Source organism: Paenibacillus sp. 01T431 (genome assembly GCF_056398625.1).
This window is the reverse complement of the sequence record NZ_JBFTPT010000002.1, coordinates 461,463-486,600: the sequence shown is the minus strand read 5'-3', so window position 1 is coordinate 486,600 and position 25,138 is coordinate 461,463. Positions and strand designations below refer to the sequence as shown.

General features: G+C 43.1%; 21 protein-coding genes and 1 pseudogene. 11 read left to right on the top strand and 11 right to left on the bottom strand.

The genetic code is table 11. From position 1 onward, the window contains the following. Positions 1-249 precede the first annotated feature (249 nt). Positions 250-1,347 (bottom strand): L-dopachrome tautomerase-related protein, encoded by a 1,098-nt coding sequence (locus tag AC1DM9_RS04665; RefSeq protein ID WP_477578788.1) that lies wholly within the window; start codon positions 1,345-1,347, stop codon positions 250-252. Between the two features lie 356 nt (positions 1,348-1,703). Between AC1DM9_RS04665 and AC1DM9_RS04660 the strand changes: the two genes are divergently transcribed. The 3 genes from AC1DM9_RS04660 (at position 1,704) to AC1DM9_RS04650 (ending at position 4,054) form a co-directional block, all read left to right on the top strand. Beyond that, entirely contained in the window at positions 1,704-2,051 is a 348-nt protein-coding gene (locus tag AC1DM9_RS04660; protein WP_477512531.1) for an AMP-dependent synthetase and ligase, read from the top strand. A 40-nt stretch (positions 2,052-2,091) separates the two neighbouring features. Continuing rightward, positions 2,092-2,235, top strand: coding sequence for a manganese catalase family protein (locus AC1DM9_RS04655; RefSeq protein ID WP_477512555.1), 144 nt, complete (start codon positions 2,092-2,094; stop codon positions 2,233-2,235). A 139-nt stretch (positions 2,236-2,374) separates the two neighbouring features. Continuing rightward, positions 2,375-4,054, top strand: coding sequence for a ribonuclease J (locus AC1DM9_RS04650; RefSeq protein ID WP_477578786.1), 1,680 nt, complete (start codon positions 2,375-2,377; stop codon positions 4,052-4,054). A 171-nt stretch (positions 4,055-4,225) separates the two neighbouring features. Here the strand turns inward: AC1DM9_RS04650 and AC1DM9_RS04645 are convergent, their stop codons facing one another. After that, positions 4,226-4,414 carry a hypothetical protein gene (locus AC1DM9_RS04645; RefSeq protein WP_477512529.1) on the bottom strand — a complete coding sequence of 63 codons (189 nt, stop codon included), beginning with the start codon at positions 4,412-4,414 and terminating at the stop codon, positions 4,226-4,228. Between the two features lie 148 nt (positions 4,415-4,562). Here AC1DM9_RS04645 and AC1DM9_RS04640 point away from each other — a divergent pair, with 148 nt between their 5' ends. From AC1DM9_RS04640 to AC1DM9_RS04615, 6 genes and pseudogenes are all read left to right on the top strand, one after another. Next, a complete protein-coding gene (locus AC1DM9_RS04640; RefSeq protein ID WP_477512528.1) occupies positions 4,563-4,802 on the top strand; it encodes a glycine zipper domain-containing protein in 240 nt (79 codons plus the stop codon). Between the two features lie 1,049 nt (positions 4,803-5,851). Next, a complete protein-coding gene (locus tag AC1DM9_RS04635) occupies positions 5,852-6,511 on the top strand; it encodes a DUF2238 domain-containing protein (protein ID WP_477578784.1) in 660 nt (219 codons plus the stop codon). A 789-nt stretch (positions 6,512-7,300) separates the two neighbouring features. Further along, positions 7,301-8,005, top strand: a complete 705-nt coding sequence (locus tag AC1DM9_RS04630) for a L,D-transpeptidase family protein (protein ID WP_477550204.1) — start codon at positions 7,301-7,303, stop codon at positions 8,003-8,005. A gap of 132 nt (positions 8,006-8,137) precedes the next feature. Further along, a complete protein-coding gene (locus AC1DM9_RS04625; RefSeq protein WP_339204196.1) occupies positions 8,138-8,464 on the top strand; it encodes a WGxxGxxG family protein in 327 nt (108 codons plus the stop codon). A 174-nt stretch (positions 8,465-8,638) separates the two neighbouring features. Then, on the top strand, positions 8,639-8,836 hold the full coding sequence (locus AC1DM9_RS04620; protein WP_477508856.1) for a hypothetical protein: 198 nt from the start codon (positions 8,639-8,641) through the stop codon (positions 8,834-8,836). A 32-nt stretch (positions 8,837-8,868) separates the two neighbouring features. Continuing rightward, positions 8,869-9,086 (top strand): annotated as a pseudogene (locus AC1DM9_RS04615) (manganese catalase family protein); the annotation flags it as partial. A 454-nt stretch (positions 9,087-9,540) separates the two neighbouring features. Here AC1DM9_RS04615 and AC1DM9_RS04610 read toward each other — a convergent pair. The 8 genes from AC1DM9_RS04610 to AC1DM9_RS04575 all read right to left on the bottom strand — a co-directional run bounded on the left by AC1DM9_RS04610 (position 9,541) and on the right by AC1DM9_RS04575 (position 15,882). Then, positions 9,541-10,038, bottom strand: a complete 498-nt coding sequence (locus AC1DM9_RS04610; protein ID WP_477578782.1) for a DUF1854 domain-containing protein — start codon at positions 10,036-10,038, stop codon at positions 9,541-9,543. 1 nt (position 10,039) lies between these two features. Next, positions 10,040-12,274 carry an ABC transporter ATP-binding protein gene (locus tag AC1DM9_RS04605; protein WP_477578780.1) on the bottom strand — a complete coding sequence of 745 codons (2,235 nt, stop codon included), beginning with the start codon at positions 12,272-12,274 and terminating at the stop codon, positions 10,040-10,042. A 37-nt stretch (positions 12,275-12,311) separates the two neighbouring features. Then, on the bottom strand, positions 12,312-12,755 hold the full coding sequence (locus tag AC1DM9_RS04600) for a S24/S26 family peptidase (RefSeq protein WP_477508858.1): 444 nt from the start codon (positions 12,753-12,755) through the stop codon (positions 12,312-12,314). After that, entirely contained in the window at positions 12,748-13,026 is a 279-nt protein-coding gene (locus AC1DM9_RS04595; RefSeq protein WP_477508859.1) for a PqqD family protein, read from the bottom strand. The genes AC1DM9_RS04600 and AC1DM9_RS04595 overlap by 8 nt, the downstream gene beginning before the upstream one ends. Next, on the bottom strand, positions 13,023-13,817 hold the full coding sequence (locus tag AC1DM9_RS04590; protein ID WP_477508860.1) for a hypothetical protein: 795 nt from the start codon (positions 13,815-13,817) through the stop codon (positions 13,023-13,025). The genes AC1DM9_RS04595 and AC1DM9_RS04590 overlap by 4 nt, the downstream gene beginning before the upstream one ends. Positions 13,818-13,918: 101 nt before the next feature. Then, on the bottom strand, positions 13,919-14,065 hold the full coding sequence (locus AC1DM9_RS04585) for a hypothetical protein (RefSeq protein WP_157265932.1): 147 nt from the start codon (positions 14,063-14,065) through the stop codon (positions 13,919-13,921). A 136-nt stretch (positions 14,066-14,201) separates the two neighbouring features. Next, positions 14,202-15,359 carry a nucleotidyltransferase domain-containing protein gene (locus AC1DM9_RS04580; protein ID WP_441880537.1) on the bottom strand — a complete coding sequence of 386 codons (1,158 nt, stop codon included), beginning with the start codon at positions 15,357-15,359 and terminating at the stop codon, positions 14,202-14,204. Positions 15,360-15,687: 328 nt separating this feature from the next. After that, positions 15,688-15,882, bottom strand: coding sequence for a hypothetical protein (locus tag AC1DM9_RS04575; RefSeq protein WP_477578778.1), 195 nt, complete (start codon positions 15,880-15,882; stop codon positions 15,688-15,690). 116 nt (positions 15,883-15,998) lie between these two features. Between AC1DM9_RS04575 and AC1DM9_RS04570 the strand changes: the two genes are divergently transcribed. Both AC1DM9_RS04570 and AC1DM9_RS04565 read left to right on the top strand, forming a co-directional pair. After that, the gene (locus AC1DM9_RS04570; protein ID WP_477578776.1) at positions 15,999-16,592 is read left to right on the top strand and encodes a ferritin-like domain-containing protein; all 594 of its coding nucleotides are present in this window, start codon (positions 15,999-16,001) and stop codon (positions 16,590-16,592) included. A 324-nt stretch (positions 16,593-16,916) separates the two neighbouring features. Then, the gene (locus tag AC1DM9_RS04565; protein WP_441880531.1) at positions 16,917-17,183 is read left to right on the top strand and encodes a translation initiation factor 2; all 267 of its coding nucleotides are present in this window, start codon (positions 16,917-16,919) and stop codon (positions 17,181-17,183) included. A 690-nt stretch (positions 17,184-17,873) separates the two neighbouring features. Here AC1DM9_RS04565 and AC1DM9_RS04560 read toward each other — a convergent pair. Further along, complete coding sequence (locus AC1DM9_RS04560; protein ID WP_477578774.1) at positions 17,874-24,953, bottom strand: S-layer homology domain-containing protein; 7,080 nt, start codon at positions 24,951-24,953, stop codon at positions 17,874-17,876. Positions 24,954-25,138: the final 185 nt, after the last annotated feature.

Genomic DNA, 25,138 nt, shown 5'->3' with positions numbered 1-25,138 from the left:
AAGAGGATGGATGAGGATGGATCTGTCGGGGTACAGGATGGTGGACTCGCGGACCAACTTGAGGCTGATAATACTAACACGCTTCGCGGGAACTTACTTTTCGTAGTGGTTTGCCGAGAAGAACTCAAGTTGTTGATTAGCTTGTGTCATACGTTGTTCGCTCCTGGTTAGAATTGAAGATCCCCTACTCCGTAAGCGGAATAGGGGATTTAGTTTGGGATCAGGGATAGCTACATTCGTTTAAAATTATTATGAAAAGGTAGGAGCAGGGAATTCATCAATTCTCATACGAAGTAAACTATATGGTTTTTCCCGCAGGTCTCTTCCATAATGAAATCTCGCCTGCCGATGTAATTGATTCACAATGACATATAAGTATTGATCGGGGCCAATCGAAAAAGTATCCGGCCATAAAATTCTCGGGTCATGTGCGATGGTTTCCATTGCACCATTCGGCAATATCTTCCGGATACTGTTGTTTTCATAGTCTCCCGCATAAACGGTGCCGTTTGCGCCGGTGATCATTCCATCAGACGCACCTTTTTCCCCCCAATAGTGCACATATTGGGATAAATTCATGTCCTGTATCCTTCTATCTCTTAGGGCTTCTGTTGAGATTGAGAACAGTTGACGGCTGGTTAGCGGAGCATAAAATAAAACCTTTCCATCAGGAGAAATCGCTAAACTATCGGAAGCCAATCTAAATGGGGAAGTCGAGCCGTCCGGGTTTCGATTCATCAAAATTTTACCTTCTACTTTCGGTAAAAAATAGGGATCAGGTGAAGTTGATATTGCCCCATTTAACCGTCTAAACGCGTTCCCATTTTCTAAATCTACGACGATAATAGCTCCTGGCCCTCTGGAAGAAGAATCCGTTATATATGCATAACCTGCTCTTCCAACACGAAAATCCAGACGGACATCATTCAGATAAGTTGTTGGCAAGACAACATCTTCTGTAAAGGTATATACTCTTCTTATTGTATTCGTGCTTAAATCAACAGCAACTAATTTTGCTCCCCCTTGAATAGGTTCAGAAAAATTTGGTGCCCCTGTATCTAGTACCCAAAGTATTCCTCTTCCATCAGCAACGATACTTTGGACACTGACGAAAGACATTACAATGTTGCTAGTATTAATCAAATTTATTTTTAAACTGGGATAAGGCTGCATTTCACCCTCAACAATTTCCGCCACAGTAAATTGAACGTCGTCTCCCCATTTCGGAAAGCAAACAAAAATACGGCCAGTTTCAGAAACGCTGACACCTGTAGGCATAGCCCCATAAAAAGCATGCACCAGTTCAAACTGCCCAAAATATTTTTCCATAGGTAACATAGGTTGCATGATATCCTCCTCATCAAATCCGAACGGATATCAACTATATATGATGAATTTTTTTTGTAGTGCCTGGTTCTTGATAAATTTTTCTATCGTGATGAATGCTACCGCTACTTCGACCGTACTAATGCCGGTATCGGTTGTTCTCTCGTTAATAACAAAACGTTAATACGCCTAAAAGGGCTGAACGACCTCGTACGTCCTTCGTTCATTTCGCCAATTTCGGTATTAATGCCTTTTGACTATGAATCGGCAGCTCATGGATATGAAAATTAAATTTAGAGGAAATTGAATATTCCATCTTAGTTTGAGTCATTCTAATCAGGTCAGAAAATCCAAAATATCCAACAGGAGGAATTCATTTGTACCAGTTTCAGTCCAACAATCAGATTTCGCAACAACTAGCTCATGCCGAACAACTTATCCAACAATTGGTGAACCAAACTCAGCAAGCATCAGGGCAATATCAACAATTGTTAAACCAAGAACTCAATAATGCAAAAGCACTGGAACAAATAGCACAACGTGAACAGCAAGCCGCTCAAATTATACAAACCGCTCTGCAAGGCCATCAAACAGCACTTCAGCAATTGCAACAAATCTCAACCATCTGCAACCAAGTGGCTCAGTCATCACAAACACAAATGACTGCATATTCAACTATGAACAACCATCAACAACCACAAGGCTTTAACAACTATTCTCATTAATGAATTAGGAATAAGGGATAAATTTTATTTCTAAAAGAGAATTTACGCTGTAGTTAGACCATATCCAGCCGTTGCTAAAGTTCTTCAGAATACGCTCGGCGGTCTGTTTGGTGAAATGCGCAGCATGATGCGATATTTTCTTCCAAAGCAACAATACTCACGGAAAAACTATACTTCCGAGTGAACATAGTCTAGGTTTTACGATTTGAATGCTAGGATTTTAAAATATAAGCTGCTTCCTAATAGGAAAAACCCTGTTGAAAAGCAGGGTTTTTTCCTGTTTTCGTTTAACCATTTACCAATGATGCGGAGGTTTGTTGGAGATGAATAATAAAGAGTTGAATAAACTATCTATTTTTGCCCTTGGCGGTGTTTTTGAAATTGGAAAGAATATGTATGTCATCCAATATGCTGACGACATCATTGTCATTGACTGTGGCTCTAAATTTCCGGACGAGAGTCTGCCCGGCATAGATCTAATCGTCCCTGACATTTCCTATTTGATTGAGAATCAAGAAAAAGTACGCGCATTAGTGATTACGCACGGACATGAAGATCATATCGGCGGAATTCCTTATATATTAAAACAGCTGAATATTCCCTTATATGGAACTCGTCTTACACTTGGTTTAATCAAGGGAAAGCTAAAAGAACATCGTCTCAAAGGAACCTTATTTCATGAAATTAAAACAGACTCATTTATTGAGCTAGGAAAAAGCTTTCAGCTTTCTTTTTTCCGTACAAACCATAGCATACCAGACTGTGTTGGCATCGTATTACAGACGCCAGAAGGTACGGTCGTTCATACGGGAGACTTCAAATTTGATCTATCCCCTTCCAATAAACAATTCCCAGACATTCATAGGATGGCGAAAATTGGTGAAGCAGGCGTGCTTGCTTTATTATCCGAGAGCACGAACGCTGAGCGACCAGGCTTCACTCCATCTGAACGATTGGTAGGCGAAAAAATTGCAGATGCTTTTCAGAAAGCAACAAATAAAATATTTCTGTCCACCTTTGCTTCCAACATTAATCGCTTGCAGCAAGTTGTGGATGCTTCTATTCTAACAAACCGCAAGCTCCTGCTGCTTGGTCGCAGCATGATCAACGTCGTAACGATTGCTCAGGAGCTCGGTTATATCCATATTCCCGAAGGTATGATCATTGAAGCAAAAGAGGCCAATCAGCTCCCGAGAGAAAAAGTCGCGGTATTGTGTACGGGAAGTCAGGGTGAACCGATGGCTGCACTCTCGCGTCTTGCTAGCTCCACCTATCCACATACAGAAATTTCTTCTGGTGATACCGTCATCCTCGCGTCATCACCCATTCCAGGGAATGAAAAGAACGTTGCAAGCATGTTAGATCATCTGTATATGCTTGGGGCTCATGTTATTCATGGATCAGGTGTTGCGACAGGTATGCATGTGTCAGGTCACGGCAGCCAAGAAGAGCTTAAACTTATGCTTACGCTAATGAAACCAACCTATTTCATCCCTATCCACGGAGAATATCGCATGTTATACCAGCATCGCTTACTTGCTGAGTCTGTTGGACTAGAGAAGGATAATATATATATAATGAATATCGGAGATGTTCTTGACCTATCTGGAAATCATGTACAACAAACACGGAAAGTTACCGCCGGTAATACGCTTGTCGATGGTTTGGGCATAGGCGACATCGGAAACATTGTATTACGCGATCGAAAACTTCTTGCCGAGGATGGCATCCTTGTTGTTGTTGTCACACTTAGTCGTATAGAAGGCTCCGTACTATCCGGGCCTGATATTATTAGCAGAGGTTTCGTATACGTTAGAGAATCCGAAGCTTTATTAGGCGAAGTAGGTCGACTTGTGATGAAAACCATTGCTGACTTACAAGAGAATGGAAACGACGGTAAGTGGTCTATATTAAAACATCGTATTAAAGAATCTACAAGTAAGCTGCTTTATGCAAAAACAAAAAGACGGCCAATGGTTCTACCAATCATCATTGAAGTGTAATGAATCCACATAATTACAAATCCCCTTGCTTCAATTTAAGGTATGGTATTATCCCCTTTAAGTAGACACTCAAAAAACTTCGTGTTGTTACATGAAGATTGAGTGAACCTTGGTGGGGATATTTTTATTGCAAAAAAGAGACGTGTTTTTGTATCCATACTAAAAATCGTTTCATAATTCGTGAGCCATGCTTCCAGTAAACGTCTCTGAATCTGTTGGGGCATCATATTTCATTTTTGTATCAAATCTTCCCCATATTACAGAATCCAATTCTGCATCCAAAATGGTTGCAGCATGTAATATACTCTCCGATTTTAATTCATCCAAGCATTGAAGCAGTGAATTCACCATGCGAGACATCCTTACACATCCCTTTGTCCGGATCGATTACCGCGCAATAGCTTCAAGCTCATCAAGGAATGAATCCTTTCATACTATTTAGGACATGATATCCATTGTGACTACGGTAAATGTAGCAGCTGTCATTAAAACGAAGGAGTGAAATTAAATGACTAAAAATGAAGAACTCAATCGAAATCTTGATTCTGACCAAAATAGTAACAATACGGATGGAGCTGACATCGGAAAAGCTGTAGGAACGGCGGGTGGTATTGCTGCAGGTGCAGTCGTAGGCTCTGCTTTGGGTCCTGTTGGAACTGTTGTTGGCGGTATCGTAGGCGCAGCATTGGGAAATAAGGTTGGAGAGGCTGCTGACGATAACAACGACGAAGCACAACGAAAGGATTAAAATGGTTAGTCACAAGCTTCAGTTGGGTATTAGATGTGTGAATGCAATTAAAATTGTTTTGAGATGGTTAAAATAAATAATTCTTCACTTCCTAATGCTGCATTTCGAATAAAATCGAATATGCAGCATTATTTGTTTTTAAATTAGGTGAAAATCTAATTATCAATGGCAAAATAAGCTATGCAATTAGTTATCATCAGCAAGCATCAGGTCAATATCAACAGTTAAACCAAGAACTCAATAATGCAAAAATACTTGAACAAACGTGAAAAAAAGCTGCACAAATTAATCAAGAGGTGTAAAAACAATTGACTCACGTTTTTTTATTCATAGCATAAGATATATGACTACCATATCTAAGTCCGTCTAGCCCTCCCAAACATCCGGAGGGTATTTTTTATGTAAGGTAGGACAGTTAGCTTCATACATTCGGCTGCTCGGGTACTTCTTCCGTTATGCATCCCATTAAGTCCTTCCATGTAGTTCTGTATTCAACGAATTTTGTTGCTCGATCGCACTCACAGCAAGTCATCTATATAACCCTTTAGATACAACACTTTTGGCGAATGCACAGGCGATCTGCCTTCCTTAGACATAAAATAAGCCATTATCATAAATTTCAGGAGGTCTTAGTGATTAGCATGAAGAAGAAATCAAAAAAACTAAAACCGTACATTCGATTAAAAGGCCGCCACATTGTAAGTACATTTAATGAGCTTGATCTTCTGGAACCTCGTCCAAATAAGCAATTAAAGTCTTTACTCCACCAGATCTATAATTACTTACCGTCTGGATCATCATCTAAATGACTTCTATTCCAATTGGGTTGTCTGGGATTAATACTATCCCAGCATCCCGTTTAGAAAGCACTACGTTACTTCTCTTGCATCTAGCACCTCCCACGGTCTTCGGTATTCACTCTTTTTTTGCTGCGATAATTTTGGCTTCCACTAAAATTTGATTTGCTGATTCATTACTTGCCAGCGATCTGTATTTATTTTTCTAAAACCGGGAATCATACGATCACCAATGTAAGGAGTGAAATTCCCATGACTAAAGAACGAATGGATTGGACAAGTACAAGCATTCCTTTTGCTCGAAATAAACCTTTAAAATTCATGATCTTCATCTTCATCCTATTTTTTGGTCTTATGGCCATATCACCCACTGAGCGATCTCAATGGCTAGCTGATAGCTTACCGCTAATCTTGGTTATCCTTATCCTTACTTTCACTTATAAATGGTTTCGTTTTTCAAATCTGTCCTATCTTCTGATGCTTGTTTTCTTTTGTCTTCATACTTATGCGGCACATTATACATATGAAGGCACACCATTTGACCATTGGCTAAAAACATTGTTTCATACAAGAAGAAGCTATTACGATCGAGTCGTTCATTTCTTCTTTGGATTGTTCTTTGCTTTTCCATTCTATGAGATTTTAAAATCCAAAGTTAAGTTACGCGGAATTTGGTCAATAGCTCTGCCAGTTGCCGTTGTGCTCAGTTTTAGCGCACTATTCGAGATCTTAGAAATGTCTGCCGCCTTAATAGCCGGACCAGGTGGCGAAGCCAAATTTGTTGGAATGCAAGGTGATATCTTTGATACGCAAAAAGATATGGCATTAGGATTACTTGGTGGAGTCGTATCGATGGGTATTCTCGTATGGATAATCTGGAAAGGTGATAATGCTGCTTCAGTTTCAGACTAATCTATATTTCGCCCAAATTCTAGGCAATGGCGTACATCTATGCATTATCCACTAATGGATATAATATCTCAGGAGGAGATATTAAAGACTTAAAAAAATACTGGATGCTCTCATTGATCAAGCAAAGATGGAGATTGAAGAATGTGATACATTGCTTACTGATAACGGAATTGCTTCCGTACCTGCAAAGAGAAAGGTTGGCAATTTCTTGCTCGGAATCAATACTAATTTTTATATCAATGAAATGCAATTGCTGAAACAGTCGAAATTCCTATAATTAGAAGTTTTTTGTTTTGATTCTGCATATGATTTATATATTTTTGTATTAAAACTTCTCAGAAGGATACAATAAATGATGCTTCACCATTCTCTATGCTGCATTTCGAATGAATTCGAAATGCAGCATTCTTTGTTTCTGTATCTCAGTCAAATGATTCTATTGATAATATATAAATCTGCCATTTGCCTTTCATTAGAGATGTTAAAGCATGGCAAAGCTCAGGGCCAATTAAACTACACCCCATTTGTTAGACACAAACTAACAATTGAAAGTGAATTACTAATGACCAGAATAAAAAATCATTCGGGTAGAAAGCCTTTAAACGGTTGTTACAATTGATCGAGTTTTTATAAATCACTACAATAAATTGGGGCTTCCTAAAATTGAGGTCGATATATTACCAAACAAAAAAATGTGCAATGATTAAATGTCATTATTCAGAATGAAAAATTAGATCAGAGGATAAGCTACAGCAATAGCTAAGAAAATAAATTTTATGGTGACTACAGATGAATCGAAAAATAACTTTCCTCTTTCTTCGAGTTTTTGCAATAGCTTTGCTTATTTTGAGCGCGATTGAGGTAATCAATTTTCAAACAACTAATGCCGAACCTTCGCTACCGATCGTAACTGATCAAAGAGGGTTTTCTATCGAAGTTTATCCTCAACAACACAGATTAATAGTACGGGCACAGGGAAAGGAAATTAAAACTTATATCGTCGCCGTCGGTAATCCGTCCACTCCAACCCCTGTTGGGGAATACAAAGTCGTATATAAGGGAGAAAACTGGGGTCCCTCTTTTGGTCCACGATGGCTAGGATTAAACGTCCCTTGGGGGAATTATGGCATTCACGGCACGAACAAACCGTTTTCTATCGGGCAGCATTTGAGTCACGGTTGTATACGTATGCGCAACAATGATGTCATTGAATTATTCGAAATGACTCCACTCGGGGCTAAAGTAACGATATATGGACACATATTGGGGGATCCGAATCATGAACCGAGGGATTTGGCGGAAGGTGACGTCGGAGGAGATGTACAACTAATTCAGTCTCGTTTAAAGAGCTCCGGATACTTTAATGGAATATGTAATGGAAAATTTCGCTCGAATACAACTACGGCTGTGAAAAATTTTCAACGTGATCATCATTTGGCGCAGAACGGTGTTGTATCAAATAAGGTATATGAGGAATTGGGATTGTTGGAATAAAAGAAACGTGATAGCCAAAGACGCAAAACATTTTCCGCCACGCCTTTAATAACAATTAATTTTTTGTATAAATTTAAGCTTTACTACAAAACATATCATTGTATTAAAATCAAAACAGAGCGAGGTAATCAAATGAAAAATATTTTATTAATTGGCTTTATCAGCTGTTTAATGATGTTCAACTCAATTTCTGTATCAGCGGAAAGTAACGCTAATACACCGGGACAAGAGCTTCGTTACGATGTCAATCGCGTCACTAATGACACTAATCGTGCATTAAATACAGATGACTATCAAAATTATCGAACCAATAATTACAATACATCTTTGAACGCTAACAACTATAGAACAAATGCAACATCAGATAATCGTGGTTCAAATTGGGGTTGGCTTGGTCTTTTAGGTTTACTTGGATTAGCGGGTGCTAGAAATCGTGCTCGAGATCGTGATCGTGCTTAAATGTTGAATTAGATTACTTAAATACCCTCAGTTACACTGGGGGTATTTGTTGGCGATTATTAATGCATTGTTTATCTACTCTCGAACACATTAATCAAGTCGTCAATGGAAATAATTGTGCTTGTGCTTGTATTCAAGTTATAAGTCAACCCATAAAAGAGGATAAAACAGCTAGTGTCAAAGCAAACTCAACAAGCTGCACAAATTATTCAAACAGCTTTACAAGAACATCAAATGGCACTACAACAACTACAACAAATTCCCAATATCTGTAATCAAATTTCACTTACACAAATAACAAACTCACAGGTATATGCCTATTCAAACATGAATAGCCAGCAACCATTAGGAGTAAATCACTATTCACATTAAATATATGTTCTTTGTAATCTCATGCGAAGAATGTGTGGAATGAGGAAAATAGGTACTTCTACAAAGAAGATTTAATTAACAACATCGTAATAGACAAGCCTGATCCACAGCAGCTAAGGTTATACAAGAAACCTAAGGACAATCTGGAGAAATGAGAACAATGATGCAATACTTTTTTCAGAGCAGCACCTGTGGATGCAGCGGAAACTTCCGTTTGTACCCGAAACGAATCGAAGAAGTATTCAGCGGACAAACTAGCTAAAACAATGGTAATTTGGAAGAGTCCAGGGGTCTACGATATGAACGCATGAATCCTTCCAGCCGTGAAATTATCATATTAATATCTATTTTTCTTCAACAAAAAAACCGCGATTTAGGCGGTCATTAATCGGCTCATATTCTTGTCATCCGACAGATGTTGTCAATGTATGATGATTTCTATTTGAGACATAAAAATAACTTCTCTTCCTATCATCTGATTAGTCTTAATTGTATTCTCAACATTTATTTCATTGATTCTTTGTCTTGTTATTCACGGGCAGATTTACGTATTTCAAGCGAGCGGGTGCATTCATTTAATAGGTATTGACAGAGTCTGCGCGGTTTCTTCTCGATAAGTAGTTAACAAAAAAAATCAGTGTTTTCATATGAGGATGACCCTTTGTTTTCCAAACGAATACCTCCTGACTTTTACAAACCGTTAATCAGATCAGCTTCTTCCAATATTCACGGCTTCGGGCATCCATCTGCTCCGGATCGGACAGCTCGAAGCGGCGTCCTTCATTGTCCGTTACCATCCAGCGACTTTCCGTTACGGGTTGGATATTTTCATGAAGGTTATCCATGACCAATGCTGCCGGGCCATAATTCGTATCGACCTGCAAATACCACTCGCTGCCTCTTTTTCTAACAGTCAGGATTTGTTTAATGACAGGAATCATATAATTTCGGTCAAGCTCTTCTCGTACCGCCTGTAAGCTATCTTCCGCGAGAAGCTTCACATCCTGTATCATTGCAATTTCACGCCCTTCCGCCGAGCGAACCGAGATGAACCTGTCGGGCATTGTATACGGAAAACTGCGAATAAGTGTTACGCGGGCAAAACCCTTACCTTCCTGCTCCAAATGCAAAATACCTTCAGAAGATCGGAACAAACGGATTTGACTCAGCTCCGAACGGCTTAAAAAGAATAACGGGTTCATCTTATCCGACCTCCGATGGTATTTTCGCTGTTTGTTTTTGCGATTCGACCAAACGATAATAATGCGTTTGTTTCGCGTAAAGCTCTTCATGCGTCCCCATTTCAACAATGCGGCCTTGGTCGAGGACTACAAGCCTGTCTGCATGACGTAAAGTGGATAGGCGATGGGCAATCGCGATAGTGGTTCTTCCCCGGATTAAGCGGCTTAACGCTTCTTGAATGAGCCGCTCCGTCTCCGTATCAACAGATGCTGTCGCTTCATCTAAGATCAAAATCTCCGGATCAAGCAGCAGCGCTCTCGCAATTGCGATACGCTGTTTCTCCCCGCCCGATAAACGGTGTCCGCGTTCCCCGACGCGCGTATCGTAGCCTTCCGGCAGACGACAAATAAAATCGTGGGCATTCGCGGCGTGGGCAGCTGCGATAATGGTCTCCGGCGGACTATCCGGACGGCCGTAGGCTATGTTCTCGGCAATCGTACCATCGAACAAAAACGTTTCCTGAAGCACGACGCCAATATGCTTCCGGAGACTCTCCTGCCCAATATCTCTCAAGTCGTGCCCGTCAAGCGCAACGCTTCCAGCATTCGGGTCATAAAATCGGCAAATCATGTTTATGAGAGTCGTTTTCCCTGCACCGGAGCGGCCAACCAGCCCGATCATTTCACCGGGACGTATAGTGAGGTTAATATCTTTTAGCACCGGTCGTTCCACTTCATACCCGTAACGTACACCATGAAAGCGGATCTCGCCAGAAACGGAAGAAAGCTCTACCGCGTCCCGCTTATCAGGGACATCAACCTTGGCATCGATGATTTCGAGAATCCGTTCGGCCGAGCCAAGCGAGCGGTTTAGCCAGCTTAATAGCTGTCCGGAGGCTTGAACAGGCCCGAAGAACATGAGCAAATAGGTCGTAAAGGCGGTCAATGTTCCGATAGACATGGTGCCGGACATGACCGATCGTCCTCCCAAATACCAAACAGCGATGCCGAACACAGCCGTCAGTACCGTAAAAATCGGAGATACGCCAAGCCAAAGATTACCGAAGGAAATCGTGCGATTGATCCAATGATTATTCACCTTGTCAAAACGGTTTTTCTCGGCATTTTCCTGCGCAAAGGCTTTAATGACTCGAATGCCTTGTAGCGCTTCGCCAATCACATTGTTGACATGCAAAGCAGATTGCCATTGCGAATACCAAAGTGAGCTCAGCCTCTTCCACAGCCAATAGAATCCAGCAAACAAGAATGGGGTCGGGATCAGAATCATCGCTGCCAGCTGCCAATTCAGATGGAATAGCATAAACAGGATGCCTACGGCGAGCAGCATCTGCGTGACTAGATACACCATGCCGTTTGTCAAAAATTCTTTTAATTCATCGGTATCATCCTGGATACGGCCGATAAATTGAGAGACCTGGCGGTGATCGAAGAAGCGCATCGAAAGCTTCATCAAAGCGCCGAACATATCCCGGCGGATCGCCCCTACCAGTTTCCCGCCTATACGAACGCCAAGGTAGCTTCGAATGACTTGCATCGCAGCAGATAACACCTGTACAAGGGCCAAACCGCTTGCCAAAGAAAAAAGCACGTTCAAGCTTCCAAACGGTTTGGCCACTTCATCCACAATCATTTTGATCAAATAGGGTGGGATCACTTCAATAAATACGGATAAAACAAGCAGCAGCGCGCTTACCAGCATGGGGCTTCGGTACGGGGTACAATAAGCCGCCAACCTGCGCAGCATGGACCATTTGCTGCTGCAGTTTAAACACTTGCTTGTACCGGGAGAGACGGTTTTGTCGCATTTTGAGCATCTATACGTTTCCGTACTTTCTTCTAGAGCTGGGAGGGTAAGACCTCCAGTTTCGTCCCTTTCCGCCAGCCAGTTCCTTATCGCGGGAACAGCCTGTCGGAAAGGTTCAATGTACGGAAGCGAGAATCTCGCAGCTTCTATCTCGCCATCACCGGTTATAATAAAAAACGATGCTCCGCCGAAAGCCTCGCGAACGGATACATCGATCATGTTATTCTTATGGAAGGTCATGATGGTTTTCCCTTGCCCGTCCACCATTTCCATGGTTAAGGTCTTGAAAACAACCTCGTAATGCCAAAATCGTCGTAGGTTGAAATCCACATCCGCCCTTATACGGAGCCATGGATTCTCCGTATCCTGTTGTTCTACTGCGACGCCGTTAACAGGTTTACCAGCTTCCCGCTTCGCATTCTCCGTTTTCAATTTAAAATACTCCTTTTTCAATGCCACTCTCCGGCAGTTACATATAACGCTCGTTTCTTACTGCGCACCATCGAATCACTTTGTGCCATTTTGGTACACGCAAAGCCAGTACAGCAAGCAGCCTGGATCTCCAATGATTCGCAGCTTGAAAATGATTGTTACGGCGAACGCCGGACCATCGACCCAGAATGCTTGTGAACGTTACGGGATCATCCGGCTCATAGCATGTATCTCCCTTGAAGATAAATAATTCCTTTGAGCCGTCCTGCTTTACGGCGTACAGCCGGTGTCCGATCAACGCACCTTGGTCCGTAACAAATAAACAGATATCGCCAATTTTCAATTTTTCCCGTTGCACGGACAAGAAAGTGCTTACGTTTCCTTCCTTGATCAAGGGATACATGCTGATACCCGCAGAGGGCAGCTCGATCTTTCCGGTTCGCTGGATTACTGCTGACATAATTGGCGTCAAATCATGCATTTATTAGCAGTCCGGCCTCAATCAGCATTTCAACAAACGCCTGAACGTCATCGAGGACAACTTCCATCTCAACGCCGTATTCGGTATGTACTTTTTCGGCCAGCTCTGCGACAGTTGGAAATTCGGGAAGAATCGACCAAATATAACCTCCAAGCTCGTTCACTTTCGTGATGGCGTGGGTGTCGATGTTCAGCAGCAGCCACTCGCCATCCAGCTCAGCCGTCTCGATATTTTCCCGTCTCAGCAGTGTTTTGTTTACCATTATCGTCATGATATCACTCCCCAAAAGGTATCGTTTTTCTGAAAATATAGCTCATAAGCCGGTACACCTTCTGCTGCCTGCTTGCAAAGTGCAATCATCTTTGCCGTTTCCAGCTTGTTATGCTCCCAATAAAAAACCTTATCCAGCAAAGAAATCAGCGCGTCGCCTTTGCGGATACCTACCCGCCTTACATCCTGCGATTGAATCAGAAAATGAATGCCTGCCAAGGGACTGCTTGGAAGCTCGCATGCTTCTTCCATTTCGCTCCGAAATGGGGAATCGTGGATTGTAATCGAACCATCCGGCTCAAACAATAGGAGCGTAGCCTCATCGGAAAGAATAGGACGGGGAACGGAAAGATCAGCTACCGTCGACTTGCCTGCTCCCGATGGCCCGGCGAACATCCAAGCGCGGTCATCCTCCACCACGCATGACGAATGGATGAGCAGCCCTGCGCGCCGATAGATCAGCCAGGCGCTGTAGAGATTGATTAAGGCGTGCTTGAGTGCAAGGTCATCGTGAACATAAATTTTTGCCTGGCTGTAATCAGGTGTTGTCACCAGCTTATAGTCCGCACGGATATAGACATATTCGCCGCCGTTCTCTTGAATCTCGACAGGACCGTCGTCGAAAGGTTTCCCGTAAAAGTCGTAGACCTCCACCTGAATGTCAGGCGCTTCAAGATTTCCACTTGCTTTAAAGGAACGAAAACGCGCGGTCAATTCATCATATAAAAAGGTAGTTTGAATTTGAAAATCGATCGAACTCCTGCCGACCTGTGTATGCAGTGTGTACGTCATTATGCACCGCCCGTTCTTCAGAAGTTATTCCTGAGAATAAAAAGGGAGCAAACTCGATCGTTAGCTCCGCTTCTCAGATAAAATCTATCATTGCTTTCTAGTTAGCCTCCAATATAATGCCTGCAAAACATAGGTTTAAAATTACGTTTTTGGCACCATTCGTAGCCACCGACTTTATCGCTTGGTCTCGCTGTTCCAAATTCGACAGTATGCTGCGTAAGTACTTTAGGAGCTTCATATTTTTTCATTTCATTCACCTCCTTTCAAGGAATTTATGTCATATTATAGTGATAGTCAATGATATTTATGAAATTTAGTAAAATAATACTATGATAAAATGTATTAATACCTGCTTTTTGTATATATAAAACAAGAATATTCGATTTAATTCTTCTTTTGTTTGGCACGAATGGTTCGAATCCAAAATTGTAGTCTTCTCTTATAGATTTTGGCATAGATTTTGCTCATCGGCTCATTCGAATCCGGGACATCTGATCTATTGGCATACTTTAATAGGTCCAAGGCATAATCTCTTGGCGGCAGCAGTAAATAACGCAGATGCGCCCACTGTTGTTTAACCGAATCGTAGGCGACGAAGGCAGAAAACAGATGGAAGCCATAAAATCGCCAGTTTCTGATCCCGAATTGGGCATTTCGCATCAGTTCGATATTCCAAAGCGGCCAGCGTCTCCGTACGTTTAGCGGCTTGGTTTCATGCAGCTCGGGAAACAAGTCATAGACAATTGTCAGCGCAATAAGTACTTTGGCATAGTTCCCATCGCTCTTTGCCTGTGCAAAGAGCTGGCCATAGTCTATTTCTGCGCTGCAGCATCTCAGGACGTGCAAAATATCGATAACGTACTTCAGTGATAACATATTATGGTTATAGCCATGAAGGCATAGGTAGTAAAAGGTGTCCTTGGCCGAAAGCTCCTTCACCAATTGATAGGGAGAAATCGGTTCTGCATCCATCCAAAAGCAGCTCATATCCGTATCCGAGACATGTTCGCGCAAAATATTCCAATGCAGCTCCACTCCGAGCAGCGGGAAATCCTCATTCGCATAAAATTTATTCAACAGCATATGGAAATGATCCGCATCGTCTTCTATATACCGGATAAACTCATGGCGCTCCAATAGGGCAACCGCCTTATCCAAATCTTCTGGACGTACAAGCAGATCGATATCGGATGTTCCCCTGCCCGAAAAATGTCCAAAAAAACGTTCAGACAACCGAATGCCTTTCAGCACGATCACTTGAATTCCTGAACGCTCAAACGCATCAAGAAGCTTGTACATCTCGGAGCGGATCAGCATGTTTTGAAACAAAACAGCATCCACGCCCGATTTAATCCTGCTTCGGTGCTCGGAAGGCACGGCCTCCAATAAGCCGCTGCTCTTCAATAAATAATAAACTTGGGGAGCGACTTGGAAAATATCGATATCGTCAATTGCTGCTTTAGCTGTCTCCTCGGAATCAAATAACGGATGTTGGTTTTGGTAGATCCGGCTTATAAGCGTTACCGCTTTCGATTGTTTCATGAGCCGCTCCCTTCACTTTCGTTAATAAACTAGTTTCGGATTTATAATGTCGTTTGTGGGGGTATGCGTACGAAGCCAATTGAGAAAATTTTCTAATCTTCGAAGATAAATCGATTATTCGTTGCAAAGATAAAGCGCTTGTCTTCACCGCGCAGTAATAGCATTTCACCACCTATAACACGAAAAGACCCTCCAAAAAAGGCAATCAGACTTTCTAGACAATCTTCTAATTCCGATCACCGGATTGAAGGAAAGAAATAGTATTTTCGTCATGAAACAATATCTTTTTCATCCATAGTCTTAGAAGACAAAATTTCAATTCAGGTAATTAAATAGCAATATAGAGATAATTCACTCGACTATCATTGCAAAAATTGTAATACTTCAGCTTTAGAAATGTCATATAATCGACACGTTCTTTTCCATACCGACCGATCTTTACTTCTAAACAACCGAAAACCTCACTTTTTCGTCGCCGTTTGAATCCATCATTCCAACTGGATTGTTTCATCTGTCTTTGCAAATACTTCCCCTCCTACGTTCCTCAATATTCAGTGATGTTCCTATAGAGAAAGCCCACTCCCACTAATAGGTAATTGCATATGATGGGTTTGTGCCTAATTTTAAGGAGTGAATCTTTTGAATAGAATAAGTAATAGATTAGCATGGCAATATCATTTGAAACTGGCTTCAACTTACAAAATGCTTGCTGATAAATATGAATATATGGACCATCCATTGCATCTCTTCTATGGCGGCGAATACCGCAAACACTTAAATGAAGTTGAAAAACATTTTCTTGCGTTAAATCAGACACAAAATCCTTCTGAAGATATGATGTTTATTGGTATTGGAGAATTATCAAAATCTTTAAATGGAGAATATTCTGCCATTTACTGCTATGAACAACTAGCAAATCAAGCTCCAACCGCTGATATTAAAAATAAAATACTCGAAATAAGAAATGATGAAATTAGACATTTTAACATGTTTTCGCAAATATACACATGGTTAACTGGAAAACAACCAATTCCAGAAAGAACAGAAGAATGCCAAACAGATTTTCAAAAAGGAGTATCCGTAGCATTTAATGCTGAGCAAGAAACTGTTGATTTTTATCATGAGATAGCAAGAAAAACTGATAATCCTGTTATTAAAGATTTGTTTACACAAGCTGCAGCAGATGAACAAAATCATGCAGTTTGGTTTTTGTATTTTATGAATCACGACTAATTAATTTATCAGAAGCCGATTCCTATTTCGGCTTTTCTTTTTACATGGTTTGGTATCTAACATACAATCCCATATTCCACTTGCTCCTTGTCAAGTTTCTCCTTAATTACGCTGATAGTTGAATCAAAGTAGTAACTCCTTACCTCTTTAAGGCAATAAATTGAGTGATTACATTGCCAGGGTAACAAGCTAATCTAGTCAGCCCATGTACATCAACTATTCATCGAGTTAAATCAAACTAGGTACCTCTTCCCACATTAATTGCATATGTTGTGAGTATTAAGGAATCCTTTAACTTTTGATCTACGCAGGGAGAGAATGACTATGAACAACAATAAAAGCGAATTAAATGGAACATCTGATACAACAGATATTCAGGTTGCTAAACTTGCATTTATTGGAGCATCCATCACGACATTAGGAGATAGTATAACAGCAATCGCTGCTGGTCTTGCCCTAGAAGCATTAGTGAAATCCAGTAACAAGAGTTCTCAAAGCCAAAATAAACATTTAAAACAGTTAGAAACATCGCAAAAACAGTTAGACCATTTATTAACTGAATTAAAACAATTCAAAAAAAACATTAAATAATGTTTGATGACCTCATTGAATATTTTTTGTTTAATAGCACCTAAAAAATCAAAAAGTAAACCATTTGATATTGTTTATACAAAAATAGCGAGTAAACCTAATAATCAATATTCGGAACAAATCTATATCCGTTTACTATTTTTCTCCAACCATTGCGATAGATTACCTAGGCTCATCTTCTTCTGAGCCACTGATATAGCTTTCTAAAACAGTTCCATCCTCTCTGCCTTCAGCTCATAACCATTGAGCTGCAGCTATACCTTCAAAATAAACAGCTGCCTTATAAAATAAACCAGGATACTGCACTTCTCCAAAATACTTGTAAATATTCATCTTGATTCCGAGCACTAAACAAATTAAATACTGGCGTAAGTAATAAAATAATCAATACCTATTTCATGGCCTTTCCTCAATGTATTCGCTCATAATTGTAATGGGAACGTGTACCGATTGGCGTTCGCTTCAATCTTAGTTGTCCCTAAGTCAACTATGACTTTTGAGACAGCCCCTTCCTTATTTTTTAAATATATGACTTATGCAGTTTGAGTAATTAACTGGTAATAAGCAACGCTGCGACAACTCCTTTCTCAGTTTAGTGAATGTCTCTCTCGGAAACCATCCGGTGCTGTTATAAAATTCAGGCCCCCGGTTCATTTACCGGGGGCCTGGCTTTAAAGAGAGGATAAAGCTTTAATTGCTGGATATCTCGAGCGCTCTAAGCAGGATGACTGCTGCTTGTGCTCTCGTTGCGGTTTGGTTCGGCGCAAATTTATTGGCACCGATGCCCTGAACGATACCTTTCTCAACTGTTGCTGATACTGCGGCTTTCGCCCATGCCGGAATGTCGGCATGATCCGCGAACGCAGTTGCCGCATTGGCTTTTGCGGTCAGACCCTGCGCATTAGCAATCATCGTCACCATCTCGGCGCGGCTGATCTTCGCGTTCGGCCTGAAGCTACCATCGCTATACCCGTTCACGATGCCAGCTTTCACGGCCTGTGCGATACCTTGCTTCGCCCAGTCGCCGATGCGTTCCTTATCGGTAAACGCCAGTACTGCTCCGTTGCCTTCCAGCTTCAGAGCACGGGCCAGCATCACCACGAATTGGGCGCGCGTTATCTCGCCGTTCGGCCTGAATGTTCCGTCAGCATAACCGTCGACGATGCCCTTCGCAGCCGCTTTCTTGATGCTTGCTTCCGCCCAGTGGCCTGTTACGTCGCTGAACGTTGCGCCTGCACCTGTGTTTTCTTCAGGCTCTTTCTTCGCTACGGCGAATACCGCGAACTTCGTGAAGTGATCGACTTCCGCCGTAATCCGGTTACCGCTCACCATCCCTCCGATTTCCACCCAAACCTTCTTCACCTCATCGTAATAGAAGAGAGAAGCGATCTGATTCGCTCCGACTGTTGCCGAATCGAACGTTAACGTGATCGTGATCGGTTTCAAGAATTTCTCTGTAAAGTTTTTCAGAATCTCATAGACCGGGCTAAGTAGAATGTCCTTGTTCGTTACGAGCTGCGAGGTTTGGATCACCTTCTCCACCGTAATCGTCAATTGCTTCTCCGATGCTCCGGCAGGAACCACGATGGTGACGGCATTTTTTTCGAACTGGGCCGTCCCCCCTGTGCCCGCAGGCAGTGTTTGTTTGCTGTCAGTTGCAGGTGCGGTCGTTCCTCCTCCGCCTGTCGAGGCGGCGGCGCGTTGCACGGTAATCGTGTATACTTTCTTCGTCGCTCCGTCTTCTGCCGTTACAGTTACCGTTACGGCGTTGTCACCGACAACCAGGCTGTTGCCGCCTGCGACAGCGACAGTTGCCTTCGAGTCGGACCCAGTTGCCGCTACCGTCACAGAGGTTTGACCGTTCGGCACATTCAACGTGTAGTTCAACGTATTGGCGTTAAATCCGTTTATTGTCGTGCCGTCCACTTTCAAATCGCTCAGTTCGGCATTGGAAGACAGATCCGCTGCCCCGCGCTTTGCGATAACCGTATAGACCTTCGTTGTTTCTCCGTCTTCTGCTGTAACGGTCACCGTTATAATATTGTCTCCAACAACCAGGTTATTGCCGCCTGCGACAGCGACAGTTGCCTTCGTGTCAGATGCATATACCGCTACCGTCACGGAAGTTTTTACGTTTGGCACATTCAACGTGTAGTTCAACGTATTGGCGTTAAATCCGTTTATTGTCGTGCCGTCCACTTTCAAATCGCTCAGTTCGGCATTGGAAGATAGCCCCGCTGTCCCGCGCTTTACAATTATCGTATAGACCTTCGTTGTTTCTCCGTCTTCCGCCGTAACAGTAACCATTATCGTGTTGTCTCCAACAACCAGGTTGCTGCCTCCTGCGACAGCGACGGTTGCCTTCGATTCGGACCCGGTTGCCGCTACCGTCACGGAGGTTTTTACGTTTGGCACATTCAGCGTGTAACTCAGCGTATTCGCGTTAAATCCACTTATTGTCGTACCGTCCACCCTAAGATCACTCAAATCCGCGTTCGACATCGGTACATTTTCGAATTCAGCCGTCAATGAAACCGGGTTTGCCGGCATCGTAAATGTCAGTGGATTTGTTGTGTTGCTTCCATATGCAAGCCCTGCCGCACTCCATTTTACAAAGCGTTGTCCGTTTGGAACAGCCGCAGTTACTTTAACCGTCGAGCCTTCCTCAACCTGTGCAGAACTTCCTGCGGCAGCACCGTCTACTTCAACCGTTCCACCGGCAACAGTTAGAGCAGAGATTGTTCCTTCTTCTTCCTCACCAAGATTAAGCACTCGAGGCACGGGAATGCTGTTCGTTGCATCCCAATACCATACGTTCGTAAAGTCCCATCCCAAGGCTTCGAAGGTTGCTTGCTGTGCAAAATCAGCAGCCGACTTTGAAGCAAATGCTGGGATAATCACTGAAGGCAACCCACTAGTGCTTAAACGCGCTCCGTCATAGTAATTGACTTTATTGGAGTCCACAATTGGCCTGCTGCTGGACCAATACCCTGCGATTGGACCAGGGGCAGGTCCATTAATTGCATTGGCTACCACATTGCCATTTAAGGTTTGGAGCAGATTTCCAGCAGAACCGCCCATATCACCAACCATTGCACCGGAATATGTGCCAAGCTTATTAAACGTTCCACCCACATAGTTATTCAGAATGACGGTTGGCGAAGTCTCATATCGAACGGGAATAGGCGAACCTGCACTGTTCCAACCTGTACCGCCAATCAAGCCTCCAACTGTTGTTCCACTCACATCTGCAGATACGAAGGAATTTAGCAAAGTGGCTGCATGGAGCGTACCTACAATACCGCCAGTAATGCTTCCACCGGTGACTTTACCACTCACATAGCTGTTTTCAATCGTGCCCATGGAAGTTCCTGCAATGGCACCTGTGCTATTGCCACCGGTAATATCGACATTCACCAATTTCAGATTTACGACTTTGCCTCCATTGCCGATGTAGGCAAAGAAACCTGTACTGCTGTTTGTCGTTGAAATTTTGAGATTACTTATCGTATATCTTTTTCCGTTGAACGTGCCTATAAATGGCTTTGATGTGTCTTTTCCGCCGATCGCGGCAAACTCTACATCCTTCATATCAATATCCGCCGACAACTCGTAATTCCCATCATACGGATATTCAGGCGTACCGAAATTCTGCGACAATGCAACCAAATCGCTTGAAGTTTTGATTGTTATTTTATCCGAGCCCCCGCCAAGTTCAAGAACGCGAGGCACGGGTGCGTTATTCGTGGCATCCCATTTCCAAATGCTCGTAAAGTCCCATCCCAAAGCCACGTAAGTTGCTTGCTGTGCAAAATCAGCTGCCGACTTCGCTACAAAAGCAGAGACGGTTCCCGAAGGTATGCCGCTTGTGTTTAACTTTGCGCTGTCATAGTAGTTCACTTGATTGGATTCAACGATCGGCCTGCTGCCTGACCAATAGCCTGCGAGCAGCTTCGTAGGATTTCCAATAATTTCAGATGAGAATGTATTGCCATTAAGGGTCTGAAGCACGCTGCCCGAACCGCCGCCCATATCACCGACGATACCACCGGTATATTGAGTTGCACCGATTCTTGTAACCGTACCTCTCACATCGTTATTTAAAATTACATTTCCAACTGTTTGTTGAATAAGCGACCAACCAGAACCGTTATAATTGGTGCCTCCTATTAAGCCGCCTACTGTGGTCCCGCTAACATTTGCGTTCATGACCGTGTTTTGCAATGTACCCGCATAGAGCAGCCCTGCTATACCGCCTGTATAACCGGTGCCGGTTACTTTGCCGTCCACATAGCTGTTTTCAATCGTACCGCTGGATACCCCTGCAATAATTCCAGTTCTATTCATACCGGTTATGTCTACATTCGCCAAATTTAGATTTACTACTCTTCCACCAGTTCCGATATAAGCGAAGAAGCCCGTGCTAGTGTCAGTGGACGAAATTTTGAGATTTCGAATGATATAACCTTTTCCGTTAAATGTCCCAATAAATTGTTTTGGAACCGTGTCTCTGCCGATCGATGTAAACGTAACATCTGTCATATCAATATCCGCCGACAGTTCGTAATTCCCGTCAAATGGATATTCAGGCGTGCCAAATTTCTGTGACAGTGCAACCAGATCGTTTGCTGTTTTGATTTTTATTTTTGCTGAGCCGCTGCTGGCAAGCGGAGTGACCTTGCCTGTGGCTATGCTGGTAACAACTCCGTTATAAAAACCTGTTCCCGTTGCAACAGCTCGCAAATATGAACCTACGTCCGCCGCTTTGATCGCGTAATTAGCAGCTGTTGCTCCAGCGATAGTCGTCCAAGACGTACCGTCCTTCGAGATTTCCCATTTGAAGGATGCAGTAGCGCTCGCCGGCGTAATCGAGGCATTCAATGTTTGCCCTTCTTTGGCAAACCCGTTGACGGCAATATTCGTGATCGTAAATTCATCGACTTCCTGCGGAACCGCTGGATAATTCCAGGCATTCAAATCATAAGTACGTGGTTTATTGGTAACCAGCACGTCAACATCCCCGGTTTGCAGTTCATCGTTTTTATCGAAACCTTTGCTTGTCACTCTAATTTGATCAGGCGAAATCGAAATATTGGCAAATCCCCGTCCGACTTCTCTAATATCGACGTACGCAATGGCAGGATTTTCTTTGTATAACGATCCACGGTTGTCATTATTTGCAGAGTAATTCGTTAGATAGGTTGTCCCGTCGCCGTACTCTGCAACGACTTTGCCGCTTGCGAGAAGCTTGGTGCGGGCATAAATATGGTCATGTCCCATCAGCACCACATCAATTCCCGCTTCATCAAAAGCGTTCGTCCAGGAGGCTACAGGAGAGGCCATCCGATATCCGAACAACGTTTTGTGAAACATTCCAACGCGCCATTTGGTCGGATTTTGTTTCACGACAGCTTTCATCCAGTCTTGCTGTGCTTTGATCTGCGCGGCGGTGCTCTGATCCTGATAATCCATCACCAAGAACAGCGTGTCGCCATGTACAAAATAATAGTTGCTGGATTCGAGTTGTAATTTCGTCATACCCGAAACCATTCGTTCCGTGCCTTCGCCGCCACCGTAAAAGGATGCGCCATTTTTAGGCGGATTGTGGCGGCCCAAAAAGTTCTGCAGCGTAGGGTCCACAGGAGTCCAGCTGTTGTTGGCCCAGCTGTTGCCCGCTCCATCGAACTCATGATTGCCCGTCGCCATGTAAAGCGGCACTTTCGAGAACAAATCCTGATTGGCCTCAAAGAATGCATCCCATTCCCATGTGTCGAAACCAAAGTTGACCTGGTCGCCCGAGCTCAGGACAAACGCAGCATCCGGAAAATCTGTAAAGGCTTGCGTCAGCGCCTTTTTACTCATTTTATTATAACTATCGAGCGTTGCTGCATAACCTCTGGTATCGTTTGCTTGGGCATCGGAAATCCAGTTGAAGTTAAAAGTATCGATGTTGCTGGCAGGTGTAATGAAGCTGGCAGGCGCTGTAACGCTCGTCACATTTTGAACGCCGTCACCTACGCTGTACACATACTCCGTCCCCGGATCGAGGACAGCCGTTTGTGCTTTATGGCTTTGGACCGGGTCGACTGAGTATTGCGTCCCTGCGCCTGTATACTTCAAATTCTCAATATTGCTCCTCAAATCTACTGTGAAATTGGTTCCCAAAACAAAATCCGTGAACTTGCCGCCGTTGCTGTCAAAGTCGGATTTTTTCGCATAAAAGAGCTGCGTCGACTTTGTTGTTACTGGAGTTACCCAGTTAAAGCGGGCAATGTACTTGTCTTTCACCGTCTTGCGTGTATCCTCATTGAAGTTGTCGAACATAAATGTCACCGAGGCAGGCACTTTGCCGCCGCCTGTTGGCTGGGTGATCTCGTTCCCCGATTTGGTAATGGTGAATTCATCGATGACTCGGAAAGGCTTGTCAGAGCCTGTCGCTTTATAATACGTTTTATAAATGATTGCATTGCTTGTAACCTCAGCTCTGCTATATACACCTGGTGAATAGATGGATCCGCCACCTGTACCCGTCTTGTTGATACGAAGGTCATAGAAATAGTCGTTCCAAGACGTGTCATTGCTGCCGTGCAGGCTGTACGCATAGTTGTATACCGATCCTCCAATGACATAAGTCGGCGCTTCGCCGAACTTCGCTTTTTGAATGCTTCCTGTGCCTGCCGCAGTTGAATTTGTCTTTAATGTTGTTCTGGCATAGGCATGCTCGTGACCAGCGAGAACCAGATCGATGCCGGCATCGGTAAACTTTTTACCGATCACATTGTCGACTGCATAATGGCTTGAACCCGGGTCATAAGGGGAAGCATGAAGATTTACAACCTTCCACTTCTTAGTCGTTGTTGCCGTCTCATCAGCCAGAAATTTCCATTGTACGGCATCATCACTGGAATTCAGACCAAACGAATTAAGAGAGATGAACAAAGCGTCTCCATATTCAAAGGAATACACAGTTCCAGCAGCAGCCTCAGACAGACCGCTTGGTCTCTTCAGAGTTGTATAATTAAATCTGTTTGTATACTGAATGGAATCTTTGTCATAGATTGAATTGTCATGATTACCAGGGGTAGCCATGATCGGCATCGTACTAGAAAGGTTTTGAGCGGCATCAAAGAAATACTGCCAGTGGTCTGAAAAACTCGCATCCTCTACTACATCGCCATTATGGACGAGAAATGCGGCATCCGGATGGTTCGCCTTGATATAATCGTACAAGTCGGCGGTGTTTTGATACGTGCTTGGGGATGTTCCCTGCGTATCAGGAGTGATCAAAAAAGAAAACGGTTTCCTAGCCGCAGGATCTGCAGGCGCAGTAAAGCTGGAGACCGCGGAATAACCGTTGGTTGTGTTTCCTACTTTGTAATAGTATTTGGCTTCTGGTGTCAGATCCTGAACAACTACACGATATGTACGTACCTCTTTAACGTTAACCAGCTTGTTGTCCGGAACGCTGCCAGTCACAGTTGAAGCATTGACTGTGGCAACTTCGGCGCTTTTTGTTGTACCGCCGGCCAAGTCAGGAGAAGTGCCGTAAACAATTTCTGATGTGTTTACCGTCGCGTCCGCAACCCAGTTGAAAGCCATAGCCGTTTTACCATCGGCTGCGCCTCCGCCTATAGCCAATGTGATTTGCGACGGAATGGCCGCGGGTGGAGCTGCTTGAGCCGGCATAGGCTTTACAATTCCAGTGGCAGCTACCAGCAATACCAGCATTGCCGTCATCCACCTTGACATTTTTTTTCGTACTCTACTCATTTAAAACAAATCCCCTTTCGACAAAGTATGTTTACTTTAACTGAGATTTGTTATATCTAATCGCATGCAACTATAAACATTTGTAAAGTTAAAACATGACCTATGCAGTTCTAATCATTAACTGGTGCAAAAGGACAGCGAATATTCATTTCCTTCGTATACTGAATTCGAATCCTCTGCATTAC

Coding starts and splice junctions, on each gene's coding strand:
- AC1DM9_RS04665 (WP_477578788.1), bottom strand. CDS start 1,347: ATGCAACCTATGTTACCTATGGAAAAATATTTTGGGCAGTTTGAACTG.
- AC1DM9_RS04650 (WP_477578786.1), top strand. CDS start 2,375: ATGAATAATAAAGAGTTGAATAAACTATCTATTTTTGCCCTTGGCGGT.
- AC1DM9_RS04645 (WP_477512529.1), bottom strand. CDS start 4,414: ATGTCTCGCATGGTGAATTCACTGCTTCAATGCTTGGATGAATTAAAA.
- AC1DM9_RS04640 (WP_477512528.1), top strand. CDS start 4,563: ATGACTAAAAATGAAGAACTCAATCGAAATCTTGATTCTGACCAAAAT.
- AC1DM9_RS04635 (WP_477578784.1), top strand. CDS start 5,852: ATGACTAAAGAACGAATGGATTGGACAAGTACAAGCATTCCTTTTGCT.
- AC1DM9_RS04630 (WP_477550204.1), top strand. CDS start 7,301: ATGAATCGAAAAATAACTTTCCTCTTTCTTCGAGTTTTTGCAATAGCT.
- AC1DM9_RS04625 (WP_339204196.1), top strand. CDS start 8,138: ATGAAAAATATTTTATTAATTGGCTTTATCAGCTGTTTAATGATGTTC.
- AC1DM9_RS04610 (WP_477578782.1), bottom strand. CDS start 10,038: ATGAACCCGTTATTCTTTTTAAGCCGTTCGGAGCTGAGTCAAATCCGT.
- AC1DM9_RS04600 (WP_477508858.1), bottom strand. CDS start 12,755: ATGCATGATTTGACGCCAATTATGTCAGCAGTAATCCAGCGAACCGGA.
- AC1DM9_RS04595 (WP_477508859.1), bottom strand. CDS start 13,026: ATGACGATAATGGTAAACAAAACACTGCTGAGACGGGAAAATATCGAG.
- AC1DM9_RS04590 (WP_477508860.1), bottom strand. CDS start 13,817: ATGACGTACACACTGCATACACAGGTCGGCAGGAGTTCGATCGATTTT.
- AC1DM9_RS04585 (WP_157265932.1), bottom strand. CDS start 14,065: ATGAAAAAATATGAAGCTCCTAAAGTACTTACGCAGCATACTGTCGAA.
- AC1DM9_RS04580 (WP_441880537.1), bottom strand. CDS start 15,359: ATGAAACAATCGAAAGCGGTAACGCTTATAAGCCGGATCTACCAAAAC.
- AC1DM9_RS04565 (WP_441880531.1), top strand. CDS start 16,917: ATGAACAACAATAAAAGCGAATTAAATGGAACATCTGATACAACAGAT.
- AC1DM9_RS04560 (WP_477578774.1), bottom strand. CDS start 24,953: ATGAGTAGAGTACGAAAAAAAATGTCAAGGTGGATGACGGCAATGCTG.